This is a genomic window from Streptomyces corallincola (assembly GCF_019104725.1).
Taxonomy (GTDB): Bacteria; Actinomycetota; Actinomycetes; order Streptomycetales; family Streptomycetaceae; genus Streptomyces; species Streptomyces corallincola.
The window spans coordinates 86719-109608 of sequence record NZ_JAHRXF010000002.1 but is presented as its reverse complement, the minus strand read 5'-3'; the positions used below and the strand labels follow the sequence as shown (position 1 = coordinate 109608).

The window sequence follows — 22890 nt, the reverse complement described above, 5'->3', positions numbered from 1 at the left end:
CCGTCCTCGGCGGGCCGTTCGTCACACCGGGCGGGACCGGCCCGGCCGGTCGGCGGGGTCGGGTCCGGGTGCGGGTTCCGGTTCGGGGGCGCCGGTCAGCAGCCGTTCGAGGGCCGCCCGGCCGGGGAGGTTCCCGGGGCGGACGACCTCTCCGGTACGCACGTACAGGAAGCCCGCCGTGACCGACTCGGGCGGCACCCCCCGCTGCTCGGCCCAGGCGAGCCGGTAGATGGCGAGCTGGAGCGGGTCCGCGGTGCGTTCGCGGGCGGTCTTCCAGTCGATGATCTCGTAGCGGACGCCGTCGGGTCCCTCGTGGCGGTACACGGCGTCGATCCGGCCGCGTACGACCCGTCCGGCCAGGGTGAACTGGAACGGCGCCTCCACGCGGTACGGCGTGCGCCGGGCGTACTCGGTGCGCTCGAAGGCGTCCTTGAGCGCCGCGAGATCCGCCTCGTCCGCGATCTCGGCATCGCCGCCGGGCAGGTCGTCGGGGTCCAGCAGGGGCAGGGGGAGTTCCTCGTACCGCGATTCGACCCAGGCGTGGAAGCGGGTGCCCCGGCGCGCGGCGGGGCGCGGGGGTTCGGGCATGGGGCGCGCGAGTTCGCGCGCGAGCCCGTCCGGGTCGGCCGCCAGCCGCATGAGCTGCGTGGCGCTCAGCGCGGGCGGCAGCGGTACGTCGGTGACGGCCTGCCGGGCGCGCAGCAGCTCACCGGCGAGCGCGTCGAGGTCCCGGTCCCAGGAGGCGACGGTACGGGTCTCCTCCGGGGTGAGCTGATCGTGCACGGCCGGCCCGGCCTGGTGCGGGACGGCGGGGCGAGGGGTCCGGGCCTCGTCCGGGGGCTCCGGGGACTCAGGTGACACCGGGTGCTCCGGGGACACCAGTGACTCAGGTGAATCAGGTGAATCAGGTGACTCCGCGAACGGGTCCTCGTACGGCGGCTCGTCCCCGAGGGGGTCCGGGTCCCCGTACGGGTCGTCCCCCTGCCCGTACGGGTCGTACGGGTCGTACAGCTCCTCCTCCGGGGGCTCGCTCGGCCAGTCCGGGTCCTCGGGGGCGGGTCGGCCGGAGACGGCGGGCTGGGAGGCGGCGGCGTCGAGGTGGCGGTTGACGACGGCCGCCGCCTCGCGCCGGTGCCGGAGGGCGACGGCGTCCAGGGGCAGCGGCCACACCTGCTCGGCGTCGGCCGCGTCCAGGGCGGGATTCCCGGCGTCCTCGGCGGGCTCCTCGGCCCAGACCTCGATCTCGCCGTACCCGGCGGCGCAGTGGTCGTGCAGGGCGGTGAGGAAGCCGGACGGACCGCGCCGCTTCTTCTGGCTGGGGCCCCACCAGTGGCCGGAGCCGAGCAGCAGGGAACGGGGGCGGGTGAAGGTGACGTAGCCGAGGCGGAGTTCCTCGGTGTGCTGGTGGTCGCGCATGGCCTCCTGGAACGCCTTCATGCCCTTGGCGTCCCAGCCGTCGAGGTCCGGGAGGGTGTCCGTGTCGCCGCGCAGGGCGTGTGGGAGCACCTGGGGTTGCGCGGTCCACTTCTCGCGCCCCCGGTCGCTGGGGAAGGTGCCGTTGACCAGGCCGGGCACGACGACCACGTCCCACTCCAGCCCCTTGGAGCGGTGCGCGGTGAGCACCTTGACGGTGTTCTCGCCGCCGGGCAGGGCGTTGTCGAGCCCCTTCTCGTACTGCGCGGCGGTGCGCAGGAAGCCGAGGAAGGCGAGCAGGGTGGCCTCGTTGTCCCCGGCCGCGAAGGACGCGGCCACGTCCAGGAAGTTGGACAGGGTCTCGCGGCGGCGGGCGGCGAGCGCGTGCGGGGACGCGGACAGCTCCACTTCGAGGCCGGTGACGGCCAGCACCCGGTGCAGGACGTCCATCAGCGGGTCGGACAGGGAGCGGCGCAGGTCGCGCAGCTCGGTGGCGAGGCGGGCGAAGCGCACCCGCGCCTCCGGGGAGAACGGCAGCCCGTCGGACGGACCGGCGGCCGGGGTGTCCAGGAAGGTGTCCAGGGCGTCGGCCAGCGATATCACCTCGGCCGGATCGACCCCCTCGACCGCCTCGGCGAGCCGCCGGTCGGGGTCGTCGGCGCCCCCGCCCGCGTGCGCGACCAGCAGCCGCGCCCGGCGGCCGAGCAGCGCCAGGTCGCGCGGGCCGATCCGCCAGCGCGGGCCGGTCAGCAGCCGTACCAGGGCCGCGTTGGCACCGGGGTCCTGGAGCACCTCGCAGACCGCGACGAGGTCCGCGATCTCGGGCAGGTGCAGCAGCCCGGACAGCCCGACGACCTCCACGGGCACGTCCCGCGCCACCAGGGCGCCCTGGACGCGGGCGAAGTCCGTGGCCGTACGGCACAGCACGGCGATCTCGCCCGGTGCCGTCCCGGTGCGCACCAGATGCGCGACCGAACCGGCGAGCCAGTCGATCTCCTCGGCGTGCGTCTCCAGCAGCGCGCAGCGCACGATGCCGTCGCGTTCGGCGCCGGGCGCGGGGCGCAGCGCCTCGACGCCCGCGTGCATCGCCCGCAGCGGGGCGGCGAGGCCGTTGGCGAGGTCGAGGAGGCGTCCGCCGCTGCGGCGGTTCTCGCTGAGCGCGTGCCGGGCGGCGGGGCCGCCGTCGGCGCGGCGGAAGTGGTCGGGGAAGTCGTCCAGGTTGGCGACCGAGGCGCCGCGCCAGCCGTAGATCGCCTGGCAGGGGTCGCCCACGGCCGTCACCGGGTGCCCGGTGCCGCCGCCGAACAGCCCGGACAGCATGACCCGCTGCGCGACCGAGGTGTCCTGGTACTCGTCCAGCAGCACCACCCGGAACTCCTCCCGCAGCAGCCGCCCCACCTCGGGCAGGGCGGCCAGCCGGGCGGACAGCGCGATCTGGTCCCCGAAGTCCAGCAGGTCGCGGGCGCGCTTGGCGCTCCGGTACCGCTCGACCAGGGTGGTCAGGTCACGGCGGGCGGCGGCCGTCTCCGGGACCTTGCGCAGGTCGGCGTTGCTGAGCCTGGCGCCCTCCAGGGTGTCCAGCAGCTCCGCGTCCCAGGCCCGCAGCCGGTCCGGGTCCACCAGGTGCTCGGCCAGCTCCGAGTCGAGCGACAGCAGATCACCGACGAGGTCCGCGAACGGGCGGGTCAGCGTCGGGTACGTCCCCGGCGCCTCGCGCAGCACCCGCGCGGCCAGCTGGTAGCGGGTGGCGTCCGCGAGCAGCCTGGTCGCGGGCTCCAGGCCGATCCGGAGACCGTGGTCGGTGAGCAGGCGTCCCGCGAAGGAGTGGTACGTCGAGATCACCGGCTCGCCGGGCGGGTCGTCGGGGTCGCGGGGGTGCGGGACGTGAGGGTACGGGGCGTGGGGGTCTCGGGTGTCGTCGCCGTGCGGGTGCCGCCCGGCCGGGGGCAGGGGGTCCGGGTCGGTCACGCCCGCCTTGACCAGTGCCTTGCGGACGCGTTCCGCGAGTTCGCCCGCCGCCTTGTTGGTGAACGTCAGCCCGAGCACCTGCTCGGGGGCCACCTGACCGGTGCCGACCAGCCACACCACCCTGGCCGCCATCACCGTGGTCTTGCCCGACCCCGCCCCCGCGACGATCACCTGCGGGGCGGGCGGCGCGGTGATGCAGGCCGTCTGCTCCGGGGTGAAGGGGATGCCGAGCAGTTCTTTGAGCTGCTCGGGGTCGGTCAGGCGGTGCGGCATGAGGGTTGAGGGTAATCGGGGGCGCGGACAATCGCGGTCCCGGTGCGGGGCGGGGTGCCGCAGGTCACCCGCTACTCGATGATCTGCCCGCCCTCCGGCCGCGCGCTGCACGAGGTCCGGAAGGCGCAGTGGGCGCAGTGCTGGCCGGTGGTGGGGGTGAAGCGTTCGTCGAGGACCTTTCCGGCCGCGGTGGCGAGGAGGTCGGAGACCCACTCGCCCTCCAGGGGCTGCTGGGTCTGGGTGCGGGGCAGGGTGTCACCGCCGGAGCGTGCGGGTGCGCCCTGGCGGAGGTGGACGAGTTCGGCGCCGCCGGGTGCGGGGCGTACACCGTCGAGGGCGTCGTCCACGGCGCCCTCGCGCACCGCGAGCTGGTACACGGCGAGCTGGGGATGGCGGGCGACCTCGGCGGCGGTGGGCGCGCCCTTGCCGGTCTTGAAGTCCACGACATAGGCGCGGCCGTCGGCGTCGGTCTCGACGCGGTCCATCTGGCCCCGCACGCGGACCTGGAAGTCGCCCGCCTCCAGGGTGACGTCGAAGTCCTGCTCACTGGCGACCGTGGTGCGCCCGGCGCGGTCCAGGACGTGCCAGTTGAGGAAGCGCTCCAGGGCGGCGCGGGCGTTCTCCTTCTCCTGGACGGACTTCCAGGGCGCGTCGAAGGCCAGGGCGTTCCACACCGAGTCCAGCCGTTCCATCAGTACGTCCAGATCGGCGGCCGTACGCCCGGAGGCGACCTCGTCGGCCAGGACGTGGACGACGTTGCCGAAGCCCTGGGCGGCCGTCGCGGGGGCGTCGGCCTTGACCTCGCGGCCCAGGAACCACTGGAGGGCGCAGGTGTTGGCGAGCTGGTCCAGCGCGCTGCCGGAGAGCACCACGGGTTCGTCCCGGCTGCGCAGCGGCACCTTGCTCTCGGTCGGCTCGAACATGCCCCACCAGCGCTCGGGGTGCGCGGTCGGCACCAGCGGGCGGCCGTCCTCGTCGGTGAGCGCGGCCAGCCGGGCGAGCCGCTGGGCGGCGGCGTCGCGCAGCGGGGCGGAGACGCGCGGATCGACCGTGGTCGCGCGCAGTTCCGCCACCAGCGCGGCCACCGACAGCGGCCGCCGGGGGCGGTGCGTGACGTCCTTCGGCTCGACGCCCAGCTCGGTCAGGAAGCGGGACGGCTGGTCGCCGTCCTCGGCGGGCGCCTTGACCGCCGTGACGACGAGCCGGTCCCGCGCGCGCGTGGCGGCCACGTAGAACAGGCGCCGCTCCTCCGCGAGCAGCGCGCCCGGTGTGAGGGGCGCGGCCAGTCCGTCGCGGCCGATGCGGTCCGCCTCCAGAAGCGAGCCGCGCCGCCGCAGGTCGGGCCAGGCGCCCTCCTGTACCCCCGCGACGACGACCACCCGCCACTCCAGCCCCTTGGCGCGGTGCGCGGTCATCAGGCGTACGGCGTCGGGGCGTACCGCGCGGCGGGTGAGGGTGTCGGCGGCGATGTCCTCGGCGTCGATTTCCGCCAGGAAGTTCAGGGCGCCCCGGCCGCCGGTGCGCTGCTCGGCGCGCGCGGCGGTGGCGAACAGCGCGCACACGGCGTCCAGGTCACGGTCGGCGTTGCGCCCGGCCGCGCCGCCGCGCCGGGCGGCGCGTTCGAGCCGGTCGGGCCAGGTCGTGCGGTGCCACAGCTCCCACAGCGCCTCCTCGGCCGTGCCCCCGGCCGCCAGCCGCGCGCGGCCGTCCCGCAGCAGCGTGCCGAGGCGGTGCGCGCCCTTGGCGTACGCCTCGTGCACCACCAGGCGCTCGGGTTCCGCGAGCGCCCGCGCGAGCAGTTCGTCCGACGGCGGCGGCAGCGCGTTGCCCCCGGCCCGCTCCTCCTCCCGCAGCGCCCGGCCCAGCCGCCGCAGATCGGCGGCGTCCATCCCGGCGAGCGGGGAGGTGAGCAGCGTCAGCGCGGTCTCGGGGTCGAGCCAGGACGGGTACGCGGGTCCGGCCCCCTCCTCGGCCAGGGCACCGCCCTCGGCGACGGCACCCTCCGCGGCCTCCGCACCCTCCGCGGCCTCGGCTCCCTCCGGCGCCGTGCCCCCCGCCGAGTCCGCCCCCTCCGCGACCACCCGCAGTGCGGTCAGCAGGGGGGCGACCGCGGGCTCGTGGCGGAGGGCGGCCTCGTCGCCGTCCACGTCCACGGGGACGCCCGCCGCGGTGAGGGCGCGGCGGAGTACGGGGATGCGGGAACCGGCGCGGACGAGGACGGCCATGCCGCTCCAGGGGACGCCGTCCTCCAGGTGGGCACGGCGGAGGATGTCCGCGACGTTGTCGAGTTCGGCGCCGGACGTCGGAAAGGTGAGGACCTCGGCCCGGCCGCCCTCGCGCGCGGGAGCGGGTTCCCGGTGGGCGCGGACCTTCTCGGCGGGCAGCCGGGTGAGCGGCATCCGCAGGCTGATCAGCCGGGTGGCGGCGAGCAGCCCGGCGCCGGACCGGCGGGCGGTGCGCAGCACCTCGACCGGTGCCGGGCGGCCGTCGGCGCGCGGGAAGGCGTCGGGGAAGTCGAGGATGCCGTTCACGTCGGCGCCCCGGAACGTGTAGATCGACTGGTCGGGGTCACCGAACGCGACCAGGGTCCGCCCTGCCCCCGCGAGCGCCCGCAGCAGCCGTACCTGCGCGGGATCGGTGTCCTGGTACTCGTCCACGTACACCGCGTCGTACTGCCCGGCGAGCCGGAGGGCGACCTCGGGGCGGCGGGCGAGCAGGACCGCGCGGTGCACGAGTTCGGCGTAGTCGATGACGCCCTGGAGGTCGAGGACGTCCAGATACTCCGCGAGGAAGGCGGCGGCGGCCCGCCAGTCGGGGCGGCCGGTGCTGCGCGCGAAGGCGTCCAGGGCGTCGGGCGCGAGCCCCAGTTCGCGGCTGCGGGCGAGGACGGCGCGGACCTCGTCCGCGAACCCGCGTGTGGTGAGACAGGCGCGCAGTTCGTCCGGCCAGCGCACGTGCCGCAGCCCGGCGCGCTCCAGCTCGGGCTGGCCCGCGAGCAGTTCGCGCACGGTGACGTCCTGCTCGGGTCCGGAGAGCAGCCGCAGCGGCTCGGCGTGGAGACCGCTGTCCTGATGGGCGCGGAGCAGGGCGTAGCAGTACGAGTGGAAGGTGGTCGCGCGCGGGGCGCGGGCGGCGCCCATGCGCAGGGCCATGCGGTCGCGGAGTTCGACGGCGGCCTTGCGGCTGAAGGTGAGGACCAGGACGCGTTCGGGGTCGGTGCCCCGGCCGACGCGCTCGGCGACGGACTCGACCAGGGTGGTGGTCTTGCCGGTGCCGGGTCCGGCGAGGACGAGGAGCGGGCCGGTGCGGTGGTCAACCACGGAGCGCTGCGCGGCGTCCAACCGGGGGGGAGCCGCCGTCTCGGGCGGGGTGCGGACCAGCCGGTAGGCACCGTGCGTCCCCCGCCGCACCTGCTGGGGGTGCGGCGGTCGCCTGGTGGACGGGGAGGAGCTCACGTGGTTTCGCCGGTCCTGGTGGTCGTGCGGGTGGTGGTGCGCGTGCGGACGCTGTCGTTCGTACGAACGTACGTCATGCCCCGGACGTCCCCGATGTCACCCGTACGGCGCAAGGGGTCGCCCGGCCGGTGCGGACGCGCCCGTGGGCAGTACGGCCGGTACAGCCGGTGCGGGCGGAAGCCGTCAGCCGTGACCGCCCCCGCCACCACGCCCCTCCACGCCCGCGTCCCCGGACCCGTCCCCGGCCCCGTCCCACCGTGCCCGGCGCATGTCGAGGCGCGGCAGATGCCCCTCGGCGCCGCGGGCAGCCTGGCGCAGCGGGGTGCCCTCGTCGCGGTAGTGGCCGAGGGCGTCGAGTTCGTGGCCCGGCAGCAGCGCGCCGTCGGAGCGGACGACACGCCACCACGGCACGGCACCGCCGTAGAGGGCCATCACCCGGCCGACCTGGCGCGGACCGCCCTCCTGGAGCCATTCGGCCACGTCGCCGTAGGTCATGACGCGGCCGGGTGGAATCCGCTCGGCCGTGTCGAGGACGCGTTCGGCGTACTCCGGCAGCGCGTCGGCGGGGGTGCGCGGGCCGCCCGGCGCCGGGTTCTGCTCGCTCATTCGCCCCATCCTGCCCCACTCGGCCGACCCTGGGCGCGGATGCCCGGACCCGTCCCTCTCGCCCTCGGACGGCGCTTCGGGCAGACTGTCCGCCCGCACTGCGGCACCCTGATGCCCGCGAGTGTCGGTGGGGCATGCCACCATCGTGCGGGCGGTGACCGGTGATACGAGACCAAGAAGAGACCATGAACCAGCAGGGTGTGCACCCCGACGACGCGGAGGGCACCCCTGACGCTGCCGCACGCCCCGCGCCGGACGGCGACGGCGACGGTCAGGACGTGAACGGACCCGCCGCCACCGGCACCCCGCGCCCCGAGGCCCCGGAGGCCCCGGAGGGCTCCCACGCCGAGACCGGAGAGGGCTCCCACCCGGAGGCCGTCGAAGGCGACGAGCCCCTGCTGCCCGCCCGCGTGCACCGCCCCTCGGACCTCATGCGGCTCCTGGTCGGCGTGCTGGCCGTGGCGGTGCTGCTGGCGATCGCCGCGTTCGCGCACGGCACGACCTCCGGGCTCGAACAGGACATCAACAAGGGCACCGGGCAGGCCCCCGACCTGCTGATCAAGTTCGCGGGGCTGGCGTCCAGCATCGCCATTCTGCTGGTCCCGGTCGCGTTCGCCATCGAGCGGCTGATCAAACGGGACGGGCTGCGGATCGCGGACGGCGTCCTCGCGGCCGTCCTCGCGCACGGCGTGACCCTCGCCACCGACCTGTGGGTGGCCCGCGCGGCCCCCGGCTCCATCCAGGAGGCGCTGACCCAGCCCTCCCCCAGCGACATCCACGCGCTGACCGACCCGGTGCACGGCTATCTCGCCCCGGTGATCGCGTACATGACGGCCGTCGGCATGTCCCGCAGACCGCGCTGGCGGTCGGTGCTGTGGATCGTGCTGCTGCTGGACGCGTTCTCCATGCTGGTCACCGGCTACACGACGCCGTTCTCGATCATCCTGACCGTGCTGATCGGCTGGACCGTCGCCTACGGCACGCTGTACGCGGTCGGCTCCCCGAACGTACGGCCCACCGGGCAGACCCTGATGGCCGGGCTGCGGCACGTCGGTTTCCACCCGGTGTCCGCCGCGCGCGAGGAGATGCCGGAGAGCAGTGAGAACGGCGACCGGGGACGGCGGTACTTCGTCACCCTGGAGGACGGCCCGCCGCTGGACGTCACGGTCGTGGACCGGGAACAGCAGGCGCAGGGCTTCTTCTACCGGGCCTGGAGGAACCTCACCCTGCGCAGCTTCGCCACCCGCTCCAGTCTCCAGTCGCTGCGCCAGGCGCTGGAGCAGGAGGCGCTGCTGGCGTACGCGGCCATCGCGGCCGGGGCGAACGCGCCCAAGCTGATCGCCACCTCCGAGCTGGGCCCGGACGCGGTCATGCTGGTCTACGAGCACACCGGCGGGCGCACCCTGGACGCGCTGCCGGACGAGGAGATCACCGACGAACTGCTGCACCGGACCTGGCAGCAGGTGCGGGCGCTCCAGTCGCGCCGGATCGCGCACCGCAGGCTCGCCGGGGACGCCCTCCTGGTGGATCGTTCCGGCACGGTGATCCTCGCGGAGCTGCGGGGCGGTGAGATCGCGGCCGGTGATCTGCTGCTGCGCATGGACGTCGCCCAGCTGGTCACCACGCTCGGCCTGCGGGTCGGCGCGGAGCGGGCCGTCGCCTCGGCGGTCGGGGTGCTCGGCCCGGACACGGTCGCGGGCTGCCTGCCGATGCTCCAGCCGATCGCGCTGACCCGCGCCACCCGCGCCACGCTGCGCCGCCTCGCCCGCGAGCGCGCCGAGCGCGAGCGGGAGAACGTCCTGGAGGCGCACCGGCAGGCCAAGCAGGACCGGCTCGCGGAGGGCGGCGAGGACACGGCCGGGAAGCCCGACAAGAAGGCCGTGCGGGCGGAGCAGCGGGCCGAGAAGCGGGCCGTGGACGTGGCGCTGGAGGAGGCCCGCGAGGAGGATCTGCTCACCCTGATCCGGCACGAGGTGCTGCGCATCAGGCCGCAGGCCCCGGTGGAGCCCGCCCGGCTGGAACGCGTGCGTCCGCGCACCCTCATGAGCTTCATCGCCGGTGCGATCGGCGGGTACTTCCTGCTGACCCAGCTCACCCACATCCGGCTCGGCCCGCTGATCGCGCAGGCGCAGTGGGGCTGGATGGTCGGCGCGGTGCTGTTCTCCGCGCTGAGCTACGTGGCCGCCGCGATGGCGCTGCTCGGGTTCGTACCGGAGCGGGTGCCGTTCGTGCGGACGGTGGCGGCGCAGGTCGCCGGGTCGTTCGTGAAGATCGTCGCCCCGGCGGCGGTCGGCGGGGTGGCGCTGAACACGCGGTTCCTGCAACGGCAGGGGGTGCGGCCGGGGCTGGCGGTGGCGAGTGTGGGCGCCTCGCAGCTGTTCGGGCTGGGCTGTCACATCCTGATGCTGCTGTCGTTCGGCTATCTGACGGGCACCGAGAAGACGCCCTCGCTGTCGCCGTCCCGTACGGTCATCGCCGGTCTGCTGACGGTGGCGGTGCTGGTGCTGGTGGTGACGTCGGTGCCGTTCCTGCGGAAGTTCGTCGTCACGCGGGTGCGGTCGCTGTTCGCCGGGGTGGTGCCGCGCATGCTGGACGTGCTCCAGCGTCCGCAGAAGCTGGTCACCGGCATCGGCGGCATGCTGCTGCTCACCGCGTGCTTCGTGATGTGCCTGGACGCCTCGATCCGCGCGTTCGGCGACGAGTCCACCTCGCTGAGCATCGCCAGTGTCGCGGTGGTCTTCCTCGCGGGCAACGCGCTCGGTTCGGCCGCCCCGACACCGGGCGGGGTGGGCGCGGTCGAGGCGAGCCTGACGCTGGGTCTGATCGCGGTCGGGCTGCCCAAGGAGGTGGCCGCGCCCGCCGTCCTGCTGTTCCGGCTGCTCACCCTGTGGCTGCCGGTGCTGCCGGGATGGCTGGCCTTCAACCACCTGTCCCGCAAGGGCGCGTTGTAGCGGCCGTACGGGCTGCCGCCGAGCCCGGTGCGGGGCGCGTACCTCGTACGGACCGCGCCCCGCGCGCCCCGGCGTGCGCGCCCGCAGGATGGGAAGCATGCCCACACCTTCCCGGCTGCGCGCCGCCGCCCTGACCTCCAGCGCCGTACTGCTGGCCGCTCTGCTGGCCGGATGCGGCGACGAAGCCAAGAGCGACAGCGGCGACGACCCGACGGCGCAGCGACTCGACTGGAAGGCGTGCCCGGCCCCCTCCGGGGCGGAGGGCGGCGGCAGTTCCCCGTCGCCGCTGCCGGACGGCACCACCTGGGAGTGCGCGACCATGCGGGCGCCGCTGGACTGGGCGAAGCCCACCGGCGACACCATCGGCATCGCGCTGATCCGGGCGAAGGCGAGCGGCGGCCAGGGCGGCCGGCTGGGCTCGCTCATCTTCAACTTCGGCGGCCCCGGCGGCAGCGGCGTCACCACCCTGCCCGCGTTCGGCGGCGACTACGCCACCCTGAACACCCGCTACGACCTGGTCAGCTTCGACCCGCGCGGGGTCGGCCGCAGCGACCCGGTGGAGTGCGAGAGCGACGCGCAGCTCGACGTGTACTTCCAGCAGAACGCCATGCCCGACGACCGGACGGAGCAGTCCCGGCTGGTGGACCGCACCCGGCGGTTCAACGCGGCCTGCGAGAAGAACTCGAAGCGGATCCTCCCCCACGTCCGCACCACCGACGCGGCCCGCGACATGGACCTGATGCGCCAGGTCCTCGGCGACGACAAGCTGCACTACTTCGGCATCTCGTACGGCACCGAACTGGGCGGTGTGTACGCCCACCTGTTTCCGACGCACGTCGGCCGGGCGGTGTTCGACGCGGTCGTGGACCCCACCCAGGACCCGGAGCAGAGCGCCCTCGGCCAGGCCAGGGGCTTCCAGCTCGCCCTCGACAACTTCGCGGCGGACTGCACCTCCAAGACCACCGACTGCCCCCTGGGGGACACCCCGGAGGAGGTCAAGGACCGTATCGCCCAGCTCCAGCGCGACCTGGCCAAGAAGCCCATCCCCGGCCTGCCGCCCCGGCAGCTCACCGCGACCGCCGCGACCAACGGCATCGCGCAGTCGCTGTACTCCAAGGACTTCTGGGAGTACCTCACCGAGGGCCTGGAGACCGCCTACGACGGTGACGGGCGCATCCTGATGCTGCTGTCCGACGCGATGAACGGACGCGGCGAGAACGGGAAGTACAGCAACATCACCGCCGCCAACGTCGCCATCAACTGCGCCGACGAGAAGCCCCGTTACACCGCCGACCAGGTCCGCGAGAAGCTGCCCGAGTTCCGCGCCGCCTCGCCCCTCTTCGGCGACTACCTCGCCTGGGGCATGGTCAGCTGCACCGACTGGGCCGTCCCCGGCGCCGCCGACCACCCCGACGTCAGCGCCCCCGGCTCCGCCCCGATCCTCGTCGTCGGCAACACCGGCGACCCCGCCACCCCCTACGAGGGCGCCCGCAAGATGGTGAACGCCCTCGGCACGGGCGTGGGCGTGGAACTCACCTACAAGGGCCAGGGGCACGGCGCCTACGACAGCAAGAACAAGTGCGTCCAGTCCGCCGTCAACGCCTACCTCCTGGACGGCACCGTCCCGAAGGCGGACACGGTCTGCTCCTGACCCGCCGGACACGCCGGGAGGGCCGGGACTCAGGAAGTCCCGGCCCTCCCGGCACACGCGCGGCCGGTCAGTACACCGGCTTGTCGGGTTCGATCTGGTTGACCCAGCCGATGACGCCGCCGCCGACGTGGACGGCGTCGGCGAAGCCCGCGGACTTGAGGACCGCGAGGACCTCGGCGCTGCGGACGCCGGTCTTGCAGTGGAGGACGATCTTCTTGTCGTGCGGGAGCCCTTCGAGGGCGGTGCCCATCAGGAACTCGTTCTTCGGGATCAGCCTGGCGCCGGGGATGGAGACGATCTCGTACTCGTTCGGCTCGCGGACGTCGATGATCTCGATGTTCTCGTTCTCGTCGATCCACGCCTTGAGCTGCTTGGGCGTGATCGTGGAGTCGGCCGCCGCCGCCTGGGCCTCCTCGGAGACGACGCCGCAGAACGCCTCGTAGTCGATCAGCTCGGTGACCGTGGGGTTCTCCCCGCAGACCGCGCAGTCGGGGTCCTTGCGGACCTTGACCTGGCGGTACTGCATCTCCAGGGCGTCGTAGATCATCAGGCGGCCGACCAGCGGCTCACCGATACCGGCGATGAGCTTGATGGCCTCGTTGACCTGGATGGAGCCGACGGACGCGCAGAGCACGCCCAGCACACCGCCCTCGGCGCAGGAGGGGACCATGCCGGGGGGCGGGGGCTCCGGGTAGAGGCAGCGGTAGCAGGGGCCGTGCTCGGACCAGAACACGGACGCCTGGCCGTCGAAGCGGTAGATGGAACCCCAGACGTACGGCTTGTCCAGCAGCACGCACGCGTCGTTGACCAGATACCGGGTGGCGAAGTTGTCGGTGCCGTCCACGATCAGGTCGTACGGGGCGAAGATGTCCATCACGTTGTCGGCTTCCAGCCGCTCCTCGTGCAGGACGACGTCCACGTACGGGTTGATGCCCTTGACGGAGTCGCGGGCGGACTCCGCCTTGGAGCGGCCGATGTCCGCCTGGCCGTGGATGATCTGGCGCTGGAGGTTCGACTCGTCCACCTCGTCGAACTCCACGATGCCCAGGGTGCCCACGCCCGCGGCGGCCAGGTACATCAGCGCCGGAGAACCGAGGCCGCCGGCGCCGACACAGAGCACCTTGGCGTTCTTCAGCCGCTTCTGCCCGTCCATCCCGACGTCCGGGATGATCAGGTGGCGGGAGTACCGGCGGACCTCGTCTACGGTGAGCTCGGCAGCGGGCTCGACCAGGGGTGGCAACGACACGGGGGCTCCGTTGATCGGTCGATCACAACAGTGGTTCTCCTCGTAACACTGCCACGCGCCCCGTCATTCCGAGACACCCGTCCCGAGCCGCGAGACGATGTCGTCCCAGTAGCCGGGCATGGCCTCCCAGGGGTCGCCGGGCGCCCCGCGGGTGTCCCGGCCGCCGCCGTCGGTGCGGTCGGTGAAGTAGATCGTCGCCGCCCCCTGCCAGCGGGCGATGCGCAGCGCCTCCTCCAGATGCCCGCGCGGCATCCCGTGCACGAAGTGGCAGAACCGGTCCGGCGGATAGTCCGCCGTCCACTCCGCGACCTGCGAGAAGCGGTAGTCGATCCACGATCCGGCGAACGTCACCAGCTGGTCGGCGTGCTCCGCGTACGCCGGATGCGGATGGGTGCCGTGCCCGAACACGAGGTGCGGGTCGTCGCTGATCCGGCGCAGGGTGCCCGCCGCGCGCCGCACCCCGGGCAGACCCTCGCGGCCGGACGGGCACCGGTCCAGGAAGAAGCCGTCCGCGCGGTACCAGTCGAGGTGCCGGTGCGCGTCGGTGAGCAGGTCCCCGAACGACCGGGCGCCGTACGCCAGGTCGAGGTGCCCGAGCACCCGCACCCCCGCGTTGCGCAGCCGCCCGGCCGCCTCCAGGCAGTGTGGGTCGGGCCGGGTGCCGGGCCCGTTCGCCACGTTCAGCACGACCCAGTCCAGCGGGGTGCCGGGCCGGGCGAGCCGCTCCCACTGGGCCGGGGCGACCAGCGGATGGGCGTAGCCGGGGACGCCGAGGCCGGTGCGCAGTCCGGTACCGGTGCTCGCGGTGCCGGTCAGATGCGGCATGCCGCCTCCATCCAGATGTCCGCGAGCGACTCCTCCAGGTTGATCCGGGGCCGCCAGCCGAGCCGGTCGCGCGCGGTCCGCACGTCCGCCTGCTGCCAGCTGCCGCAGCCGTCCGGGTAGGGGTACGCCACCGGGGCCGCGTGGTCGGGGTCGGAGCGGGGGTGCCCGATGGTGGCGCGCAGCGGGCCGGGCGGGGCGTCGAGTTCGTGCAGCGAGCCGCCGTACCCCGCGACCCGCGCGAGCACCCCGGCGGCGTCCCGCAGCCGGACCGCGCGTCCGGAGCCGATGTTGATGACGCCCTGCGCGGCGGAGAGCGAGGCCGCGTGCACCGCGCGCGCCACGTCCCGTACGTCCACGAAGTCCCGCTGGACACCGAGGCCGCCGAGCTTCAGCTCGCCGTCCCCCGCCTGCATCGCCCGGCGCATCGCCTCCGCGAGCCGCCCCAGCGGGGAGCCCGCCGGGGTGCCGGGCCCGGCCGGGGAGAACACCCGCAGCACCACCGCGTCCAGCCCGGAGCCGAGCACCAGCTCGGTCGCGGCGAGCTTGCTCACGCCGTACGGCCCGCCGGGGCGCGGTACGGCGTCCTCGGCGGTGGACGAGCCCGGCTGGCTCGGCCCGTACTCCGAGCCGCAGCCCAGCTGCACCAGCCGCGCCCCGCACCCGCTGCGCCGCAGCGCCTCGCAGACGGTGGCCACGGCCACGGTGTTGTGCCGTACGAGGTCACGGGCGCCGCCGCGGGTGGCGCCCGCGCAGTTCACCACGACGCCGGGGTGCACCGCGTCCAGGAAGCGGGTGAGCGCGCCCGGGCTGCCGGTGGCCAGGTCGAAGCGGACGTCGGCGTCGTCGCCGCGGCCGAGCGCGGTGAGCTGGACCGCCGGGTCGGCGAGCAGCCGGTCGGCGACGAAGCGGCCGAGATACCCGTTGGCTCCGATCAGCAGAACCCTCATCGCGCGGCTCCCGGTGTGTGCGCCGCGGACGCCCCGTGTCGGGAGGTGGTCATCTGTGCTTCTCCTTCGAGTCCTTCGAGGGGTTGAGTACGTCCCCATCCGCCCCGCCCCGCCGCGTCCGGCCCGTCCGGCGTTCGAGGACGGGGCCCGAAGGGCCGGGGCGGGAGGCGAGGGGGCGGAGCCCCCCGGGGACGGGACGGTGAGGGGCGGCGGGGGCGGAGGAAGAGGTACGCACGGGCGTCATCCGTCCGCCCCGCCGCGTGCGTACGCCGACGCGCGGGTCAGGGTCCGCAGAGCGTGCGCGAGGAGAGCGACGGCGCCCCCCGCACAGGCGAGAACCGGCACCGCCCCCGCCCCCCACGCGCTGGTCAGCGCCTCCACGGGCGCGGCCAGGAACGCGCAACCGGGCAGCCGCCCGGCAAGCAGCAGCGCGGGCGCCAGCACCTCGCCGCCCGCCATCACCCCGAGCACGACGGCGGGGGCGTACCGATGGCCGTGGGTCACCAGCAGCCGGCCGAGCAGCAGCGACGTGCCGAGCGTGAGCGCCTGCGGGTAGGCGGGGGACTCCCCCAGTACGGCACCGCAGAGCGCGAGCAGACCGGCGAGGGCGGCGACGTACACCGCGACCGTACCGAGCAGCAGCGGGCGTGCGGCGGACGTGAAGTCCCCGAGCCCCCGGCTCCCCGCGAGCCTGCGCCGGGCACCGGCGGCCAGCAGGTGCGCGGCGAGGGCGGCGGGGACGCAGGACAGCGCGAGGGCGAGCACGGGCGCGGTCGCGGTGGCCCAGGGCGCGTCCGGCGCGCCGGTGGGCAGGGCGTCGGGCCCGCCCCCGGTGACGACGCGGACGAACCCGTCGCCGAGCAGGGCGTACCCGAGCAGCCAGACCGTCCACACCCGCGTGGCGGACGCGGTGCGCCACGGGGCGCCGCCGGGCGCGGCGGCGAGCGGACCGTGCCGCAGCACCGCGCGGACGGCGAGCCCCAGCGCGAGGACGGCGGCGAGCGCGACCAGCGCGCGCGGGCGGCCCTCGGTGAGCCGCAGCCCGGCCACGGCGGCGGCGCCCACCGCACCGGGCAGCGCGGCGAGCAGCACGCGCCCGGCGCGCACGCGGGGCGCGGGCGCCGGTCCGAACCCGGCGGGCGCCGCGCCGTCCCGGGGCACCCGCGCGTACAACTCCTCGGCCAGCGAGAACACGTCCCGGTGCCGGAACCGCGCCGCGGTCCGGTCGGTGACCCCGTGCGCCTCCAGCCCCGCCGCGATCTCCAACGGGTCCACCGCCCGTTCGCACAGCTCCCGGTGCCGGTGCAGCAACGCCTTCACGGGGTCGGCGGCACCCCGGCGGGGTGCGGGTCTCCGGGGGCGGGCCGGGGTGTCGGTGCCGGGGTCCGCCGGGGGGCGTGCGGGGGGCGCCGAGTGCGCCGGAGCGGACCCGTCGGCACGCGCGCCGGGCGCGGAGCGGGTGGGCGGTACGTCACCGGGCGCGGCGGGCGGGCCGGTGCGGGCACCGGTGAGCGGCTCGGCGTCCGGCGCGGGCGGGCCGTCGCCCCGCGCACCGGCGGGCCGTACGGGGTCCACCCGGCCCGAGTCGGAAGCGGCACCCCGCGCGCCGTCGAGCGACGCGAGGCCGAGCACCGGTACCTCACCCCGTACCCCGCCGACCGGTAGAGCACCTTCGGCACCGGCGACGTCCCGCTCCGCACCCGGAGCACTCCCACCCGGCTCCCCCGCCCCCCTCATCGCGCCCCCTCCGGCACACCGGCCGCGCTCGCCGCGACGCCCGTCGCGCTGACCGGTCCTCCGGCCGCCCAGCCCGGCGCGCGCCGGGTGAGGACGCGTGCGGTCGGGCCGTGCCAGCGGACGGGGACGTGCGCCTCGGCGGGGGCGGCGAAGGGGAGGGGTTCGCCGGAGTCGTCGAGGAGGACCCGGCGGACGGGGCTGCGGGAGACGACCTCCAGGTAGAGGCCGTGAAACGCCGTGATGTTCTGCTCGACGGTGAAGAGTTCGAGGGCGCGGGCGCGCGCGGCGGCACCGAGGCGCGCACGGCGCTCGGGGTCGCGCAGCAGCGCCACGCACGCCTCCGCGAGCGCGCGGGGATTGCGCGGCGGCACCACGAGCCCGGTGCCGCCGATGACCTCGACCACCGCACCGGCGTCGGTGGAGACGGTGGCCCGTGCGCAGAACATCGCCTCGGCCAGCGTGACCGGGAAGCCCTCGACCACGCTGGAGAGCACGACGAGCGCGCCTGAGGCGTACACGTCGGCGGCCGTGGGCGCCTCGGGACCGCCGATCTCCTCGAAGGAGACGGGGTTGTCCCCGACCGAGTGCACCCCGTCGGCCTCGTCGGGGAACAACTGGGCGGCCAGCGCGCGGCAGTGCCCGAGATAGGCGGCGCCGTCGGGACCGTCCGCGCCGCCGACGATCCGCAGCCGGGCGGCGGGCACCTCGCGCCGTACCTCCGCGAAGGCGTGCAGCAGCGAGACGAGGTCCTTGGCGGGCTCCACCCGGCCGACCCAGACCAGTGTGTCGGGGTCGGACCGGTCGGGCCCCTCCCCCGCCTCCGCGAACCGGGCGGCGTCCATGCCGGGGTGCACGGTGCGGATGCGGGCGCGTTCGGCACCGCACCGCTCCTGCCAGCGGCGGGCGTGCGCGTTGCCGGGCGTGAGGAGGGCGGCGCGCCGGTAGACCTCGGCGGCGAGGCGCCCGTGGAACGCGGCGAGCAGGGCGCGGACCGAGGGGGCCGCGGTGCCGGGGCCGAGCGCGAGGTAGTGCGAGCGCAGCGGGACGCCGTACTCGGTGACGAGGAGCGGTACGTCCGCGAAGTGCCGGGCGAGCAGGCCGGGCAGCGCGGCCGGGCCGCCCGCCGTGGCGTGGCAGAGATCGGCGCTGCCGAGGTCGTCGTCGCCGTACCAGTCGAGGGAGAGGGGGCGCAGGGCGCCTTCGAGGTGCGCGGTGACCGTCAGCAGATCGGGGACGCGTGCCTCGCGCGCCGCCCGCAGCGCCCCCGGCGCCCGGCAGGCCCGCTCCAGGAGGCGCAGCGCGGTGTCGGAGCGGAGCGCGCCGACCAGTCCGCCCTCGTCACGGGCGAGGTCCGCGAGCCCGTGGAGGGCGTTGGCGAAACGGTCCGCCAGAAGGGCGGCGAAGTCCTCGGGACGCCCGGCGCCCGCCTCGGCGCCCGCGTCGGCGCAGACGACGGCCACCAGTTCGCCGTAGTGCTCGGTGAAGCGACGGCGCGCGCGCCGTCCGTACACGACCCCGTCGCCCTCGGCCGTCCACAGCGGCGCGGTGCGCACCCGGCGGACATGGGCGGGGAGCGGAAGGCGCCCCGCCTCTTCCTGATGGCGGCTGCGGCTGAGCGCGTAGAGGTCGAACTCGTGTGGTGCGAGCCCGCGCACGAGCCGGTCGCACCACGGTCCGGCGTCACCGCCCACATACGGGTAACCACCCTCCGTAAGCATCCCCACGCGCACCTGTGCACCCCCGATCTCCCGTGAATGGGGCCGCCGTTGGTCGGCGGCTCGCAGCGGGACGAACGTATGCGGACAAGCCGGTGGCGCGACGGACGGTTGTCCGTCGCGCCACCGGAAGGGGTGAACGGGCGTAACTTTCCCGCGCGGCGCGCGTTTCGACGCGCTAGGGCCTGTCTTCACACTCTCCTCGTCGTCCGGAGGACGGCCCCGCGGCGTCCGGTGCGTGCTCTCGGCGTGCCGGCCGTGATCCCTCGTACTGGGCGTACTCGGGATCGCGGCCGGTGCGGCGAGAGGGCGTGCCGGGCGTCGCGGGGCAGAGGAGAGTGTGAAGACAGGCCCTAGAGGGTCAGCGGCATGGATGGGGGAGCCACGGCGTGCGTGACTCCCCGCTCCCGGGCCTCGGTGATCCGTTCCCGGACCCTCACGCCACTGCGGGTTCCCGCCGCGCCGCCCGCCGTTCGGCGGCCAGGGCCGGGTCCAACGCCGGTACGGCGGCGAGGAGTTGGCGGGTGTACGGGTCCTGCGGCTGCTCGTAGATCCGGTCGGCGGGCCCGGACTCCACCGCGCGTCCCCGCCGCATGACCAGCACCCGGTCGCTGACCTGGCGGACCACGGCGAGGTCGTGGGCGATGAAGACCAGGGCGAGGCCCAGTTCCCGCTGGAGTTCCCCGAGCAGGTCGATGACCTGGGCCTGGGTGGTGACGTCGAGCGCGGAGACCGGCTCGTCGCAGACGATGACACGGGGTTCGGCGGCGAGCGCGCGGGCGATGCCGACGCGCTGGCGCTGGCCCCCGCTGAACTCGTGCGGGTAGCGGTCGTAGTGGGCGGCTTCCAGGCCGACGCGTTCCAGCAGCCCGGTCACCCGCTCGCGGACCGCCCGCTCGTCCTTCTCGCCGCGCGCCCGGAGCGGGTCCGCGACCGATTCGCCCACGCTGCGGCGGGGGTTGAGGGAGGAGACCGGGTCCTGGAACACCATCTGCACGCTCGGGTCGGTCCCGGTGCGGGTCCGCCCGTCGTGGCGGACGGTGCCCGAGGTCGGCTCCAGCAGTCCGACCAGCATCCGGCCGAGGGTGGTCTTGCCGCTGCCGCTCTCCCCGACCACTCCGAGGGTCTCGCCCCGGCGGACGGTCAGCGAGATGTCGTCCACGGCGTCGAACGCCCGCCTGCCGCGCCCGAACCGGCGGCGCAGTCCGGTCGCCTCCAGGACGACCTCGTCGCCCGCGACCGAGGTGTCCCGGCGGGCGTCCAGCCGCGGGACGGCGTCGAGCAGGGCGCGGGTGTAGGCGTGCGCGGGTCTGCCGAGCACGTCCGCGACCGGGCCGTGCTCGACCTGCCGTCCGTGCCGCATGACCAGCACCTCGTCCACGCTCTCGGCGGCCACGCCCACGTCGTGGGTGACGAGGAGGAGGCCCATGCCGGTCTCCTCGCGCAGGGTGTGCAGCAGGTCGAGGATCTGGGCCTGGACGGTGACGTCGAGCGCGGTGGTGGGCTCGTCCGCGATGAGCAGGTCGGGCGAGCAGGCGAGCGACATGGCGATGAGGGCGCGCTGCCGCATGCCGCCGCTGAACTCGTGCGGGCGGGACCGGGCACGCCGGGCGGCGTCCGGGATGCCGACCCGGTCCAGCACCTCGACGGCGCGGGCGCGGGCGGCGCGCCGGGAGATCCGGCCGTGCACCCGCAGCACCTCCGCGATCTGGTCCCCGACCGCGTAGTACGGGTCGAGGGAGGACAGCGGGTCCTGGAAGACCATCGCCGCCCCGGCACCGCGCAGCCGCCGCAGTTCCTGTTCGGAGGCGGCGCCGACGTCGGTACCGGCCACCCGGACCGTGCCGCCGACCCGTGCGCCGGTGCCCCGGTGCAGCCCGAGCAGCGCGCCCGCGACGGTGGACTTGCCGGAGCCGGACTCGCCGACGAGGGCGAGGGCGGCGCCCTTCTCCAGGGTGAAGGAGAGCCCGTCCACGGCGCGCAGGGCACCGAACTCGACGGTCAGACCGCTGACGTCCACGAGGCTCATGCGAGTACCACCCGTCGGTCGGCCACCGCGAACAGCACGTCCGCGAGGGCGTTGGCGATGACCACGAAGAAGCCGATGACCAGGACCATGCCGGTGACCACGGGCAGATCGACGACCTTGACCGCGTGCACCAGTTCCTGTCCGATGCCGGGCAGCCCGAACAGCGACTCCATGAGGACCGCGCCGCCGATGGCCGAGCCGACGTTGTTGGCGTTCAGCGCGATGACCGGCGCGAGCGCCCCGCGCAGGGCGTGCCGTACGACGATGGTCCGCTCGCTCACCCCGTAGGCGCGGAAGGTGCGGATGTGGTCCTCCGCGAGGGTCTCCAGCATCGCGGCGCGGGTCAGCCGGGCGAACGGCGCCGCCTCGACCAGCGCGAACGACAGCCAGGGCAGCAGCAGGTTCCACGCCCACTGCTCGGGGTCCTCACCGAAGCCGACGTACTGCGGGAACGGCAGCAGCTGGAGCTGCCCGCAGACGACGATCATCAGGACGAGTCCGAGGACGAACACCGGGGTCGCCCAGCCCGCCAGGGTCAGCCCGGTCAGCACGCGCTCGGTGAACCGGCCGCGCCGCCAGGCGGAGAGCACGCCGGTGCCGACGCCGATGACGAGCCACAGGACCATCGCACCGGCCACCAGCGAGAGGCTGACCGGGAGCTTGGTGAGGATGATGCCCGTGACCTGCTGGTCGTCCTGGTACGACACCCCGAGGCAGGGTGCGGAGCAGTGCGCGACCGAGGTGCCGGTGGACAGGTCCTGACCGGCGACGATGCCTTCGAGGAAGTGCCAGTAGCGCAGGTACAGCGGGTCGCCGAGGCGCAGTTGCTCGGCCACCTGGTGCACCTGGGCGGGTGAGCAGCGCGGGCCGCAGCTGATCTGGGCGACGTTGCCGGGGGTGGCGTAGAAGACGACGTAGACCAGGACCGAGATGGCGAGCAGGGTGACGACCGTGCCCAGGGTCCTGCGCAGCAGGAATCCGCCGAAGCCGCTCATGCTCCGGCCTCCTCGCGGTCGCCGGACGCGCCGGTGCGGGCCCCGGAAGCCGCGGTACGGTCGCCGGAGGCGCCGTCGGCCCGGTCCGCGGCGCGTTCCGCCCTGCGTCCCGTGCCCACCCGGAGCCGGGATGCGGCGCGCGGGTCGAGGGCGGTGCGGACGCCGTCCCCGAGGAGGGTGAGGGCGAGGACGGTGACGAACAGGGCACCGGACGGCAGCAGCAGGTACTGCGGCGCGGCCTGGTACCAGACGTCGGCGGAGCTGAGCATCTGTCCCCAGGAGGGCGTGGGCGGTTTGATGCCGACGCCGAGGAAGGACAGCGCGGCCTCGATGGCGATGTTGACGGGGGCCGCGAGCGCCGCGTAGGTGATCACGGGCGCGGCGAGGCCGGGCAGGAGTTCGCGGCGGGCGATGTGGAACCCGCTCCAGCCGCTGAGCCGGGCCGCCGAGACGTAGTCGAGGTTCTTCAGGCCGAGCGCGTGGGCGCGGGTGATCTTGGCGATGCCGCCCCAGGCGACCAGGCCGATGACCAGGCTGACCAGGACCGGGCGGGGGAAGCCCGGCGGGACGATCGCCAGCAGTGCGAGCGCCATGATCATCAGCGGCAGGGCGACGATGATCTCGGTGACCCGGCTGAGGATCTGGTCCACCCACCGGTTGCCGAGGGCGGCGGCCACGCCGACCGTGACCCCGAGGGCGACCTGGATGACGGTGGCGGCGAGCGCGACGCCGAGCGAGACGCGGGCGCCGTAAACGAGCCGGGCGAACAGGTCACGGCCGGTCTGCGGTTCGACGCCGAGCCAGTGCTCGCCGCTGATCCCGCCGAGGGTGCCGATCGGTACCCCGCCGCGCGCGGAGTCGATCAGCGAGGGGTGGTAGGTGGTGGGGTCCTGGCCCTCCAGCGCGGTGAGCAGCGGCGCGGCGAGCGCGACCAGGACGAGCAGCGCGACGACGGCCGCGGCGACCAGGGCGGCGCGCTGGGTGCGCAGCCGCCGCCAGAACTGACGGGCCCCCGAGGTCCCCGGCACGGTGGTGTCCGTGCCGGGGACCTCGGCGGCGAGGATTGCCTCGCTCACGGG

13 protein-coding genes are annotated in these 22890 nt (G+C 74.9%); 2 read left to right on the top strand and 11 right to left on the bottom strand.

Features of this window, described 5'->3' with window-relative positions; all coding sequences use genetic code 11:
• Window positions 1-21 precede the first annotated feature (21 nt).
• From KUM39_RS02015 to KUM39_RS02005, 3 genes are all read right to left on the bottom strand, one after another.
• Window positions 22-3654, bottom strand: a complete 3633-nt coding sequence (locus KUM39_RS02015; RefSeq protein WP_217783582.1) for an ATP-dependent helicase — start codon at window positions 3652-3654, stop codon at window positions 22-24.
• A gap of 71 nt (window positions 3655-3725) precedes the next feature.
• Entirely contained in the window at window positions 3726-7109 is a 3384-nt protein-coding gene (locus KUM39_RS02010; RefSeq protein ID WP_217783581.1) for an ATP-dependent helicase, read from the bottom strand.
• A gap of 183 nt (window positions 7110-7292) precedes the next feature.
• The gene (locus KUM39_RS02005; RefSeq protein WP_246619439.1) at window positions 7293-7715 is read right to left on the bottom strand and encodes an MGMT family protein; all 423 of its coding nucleotides are present in this window, start codon (window positions 7713-7715) and stop codon (window positions 7293-7295) included.
• A gap of 185 nt (window positions 7716-7900) precedes the next feature.
• Between KUM39_RS02005 and KUM39_RS02000 the strand changes: the two genes are divergently transcribed.
• Complete coding sequence (locus KUM39_RS02000) at window positions 7901-10666, top strand: lysylphosphatidylglycerol synthase transmembrane domain-containing protein (RefSeq protein ID WP_217783579.1); 2766 nt, start codon at window positions 7901-7903, stop codon at window positions 10664-10666.
• 97 nt (window positions 10667-10763) lie between these two features.
• Window positions 10764-12317, top strand: coding sequence for an alpha/beta hydrolase (locus KUM39_RS01995; RefSeq protein ID WP_217783578.1), 1554 nt, complete (start codon window positions 10764-10766; stop codon window positions 12315-12317).
• A 67-nt stretch (window positions 12318-12384) separates the two neighbouring features.
• Here the strand turns inward: KUM39_RS01995 and moeZ are convergent, their stop codons facing one another.
• The 8 genes from moeZ to KUM39_RS01955 all read right to left on the bottom strand — a co-directional run bounded on the left by moeZ (window position 12385) and on the right by KUM39_RS01955 (window position 22887).
• Window positions 12385-13563: an adenylyltransferase/sulfurtransferase MoeZ gene (gene moeZ, locus KUM39_RS01990; protein ID WP_217783577.1), complete on the bottom strand. Its 1179-nt coding sequence runs from the start codon at window positions 13561-13563 to the stop codon at window positions 12385-12387.
• A gap of 63 nt (window positions 13564-13626) precedes the next feature.
• Window positions 13627-14388, bottom strand: coding sequence for a spherulation-specific family 4 protein (locus KUM39_RS01985; protein ID WP_217783576.1), 762 nt, complete (start codon window positions 14386-14388; stop codon window positions 13627-13629).
• Window positions 14376-15335, bottom strand: coding sequence for an NAD-dependent epimerase/dehydratase family protein (locus KUM39_RS01980; protein WP_217783575.1), 960 nt, complete (start codon window positions 15333-15335; stop codon window positions 14376-14378). Before KUM39_RS01980 ends, KUM39_RS01985 begins: the two co-directional genes overlap by 13 nt.
• 240 nt (window positions 15336-15575) lie before the next feature.
• Complete coding sequence (locus KUM39_RS01975; RefSeq protein WP_308288017.1) at window positions 15576-16967, bottom strand: hypothetical protein; 1392 nt, start codon at window positions 16965-16967, stop codon at window positions 15576-15578.
• A gap of 101 nt (window positions 16968-17068) precedes the next feature.
• Window positions 17069-18790, bottom strand: coding sequence for a DUF3492 domain-containing protein (locus tag KUM39_RS01970; protein ID WP_246619437.1), 1722 nt, complete (start codon window positions 18788-18790; stop codon window positions 17069-17071).
• Window positions 18791-19223: 433 nt separating this feature from the next.
• Entirely contained in the window at window positions 19224-20816 is a 1593-nt protein-coding gene (locus KUM39_RS01965) for a dipeptide ABC transporter ATP-binding protein (protein ID WP_217783573.1), read from the bottom strand.
• The gene (locus KUM39_RS01960) at window positions 20813-21811 is read right to left on the bottom strand and encodes an ABC transporter permease (protein WP_217783572.1); all 999 of its coding nucleotides are present in this window, start codon (window positions 21809-21811) and stop codon (window positions 20813-20815) included. Before KUM39_RS01960 ends, KUM39_RS01965 begins: the two co-directional genes overlap by 4 nt.
• Window positions 21808-22887 carry an ABC transporter permease gene (locus KUM39_RS01955; RefSeq protein ID WP_217783571.1) on the bottom strand — a complete coding sequence of 360 codons (1080 nt, stop codon included), beginning with the start codon at window positions 22885-22887 and terminating at the stop codon, window positions 21808-21810. The genes KUM39_RS01960 and KUM39_RS01955 overlap by 4 nt, the downstream gene beginning before the upstream one ends.
• Window positions 22888-22890 lie beyond the last annotated feature (3 nt).

Excerpts from the sequence above, each read along its gene's own strand:
- KUM39_RS01960 (WP_217783572.1), bottom strand. The coding sequence starts at position 21,811 with ATGAGCGGCTTCGGCGGATTCCTGCTGCGCAGGACCCTGGGCACGGTC.
- KUM39_RS01970 (WP_246619437.1), bottom strand. The coding sequence starts at position 18,790 with ATGCTTACGGAGGGTGGTTACCCGTATGTGGGCGGTGACGCCGGACCG.
- KUM39_RS02000 (WP_217783579.1), top strand. The coding sequence starts at position 7,901 with ATGAACCAGCAGGGTGTGCACCCCGACGACGCGGAGGGCACCCCTGAC.
- KUM39_RS02005 (WP_246619439.1), bottom strand. The coding sequence starts at position 7,715 with ATGAGCGAGCAGAACCCGGCGCCGGGCGGCCCGCGCACCCCCGCCGAC.
- KUM39_RS01965 (WP_217783573.1), bottom strand. The coding sequence starts at position 20,816 with ATGAGCCTCGTGGACGTCAGCGGTCTGACCGTCGAGTTCGGTGCCCTG.
- KUM39_RS01995 (WP_217783578.1), top strand. The coding sequence starts at position 10,764 with ATGCCCACACCTTCCCGGCTGCGCGCCGCCGCCCTGACCTCCAGCGCC.
- KUM39_RS01985 (WP_217783576.1), bottom strand. The coding sequence starts at position 14,388 with ATGCCGCATCTGACCGGCACCGCGAGCACCGGTACCGGACTGCGCACC.
- KUM39_RS02015 (WP_217783582.1), bottom strand. The coding sequence starts at position 3,654 with ATGCCGCACCGCCTGACCGACCCCGAGCAGCTCAAAGAACTGCTCGGC.
- KUM39_RS01980 (WP_217783575.1), bottom strand. The coding sequence starts at position 15,335 with ATGAGGGTTCTGCTGATCGGAGCCAACGGGTATCTCGGCCGCTTCGTC.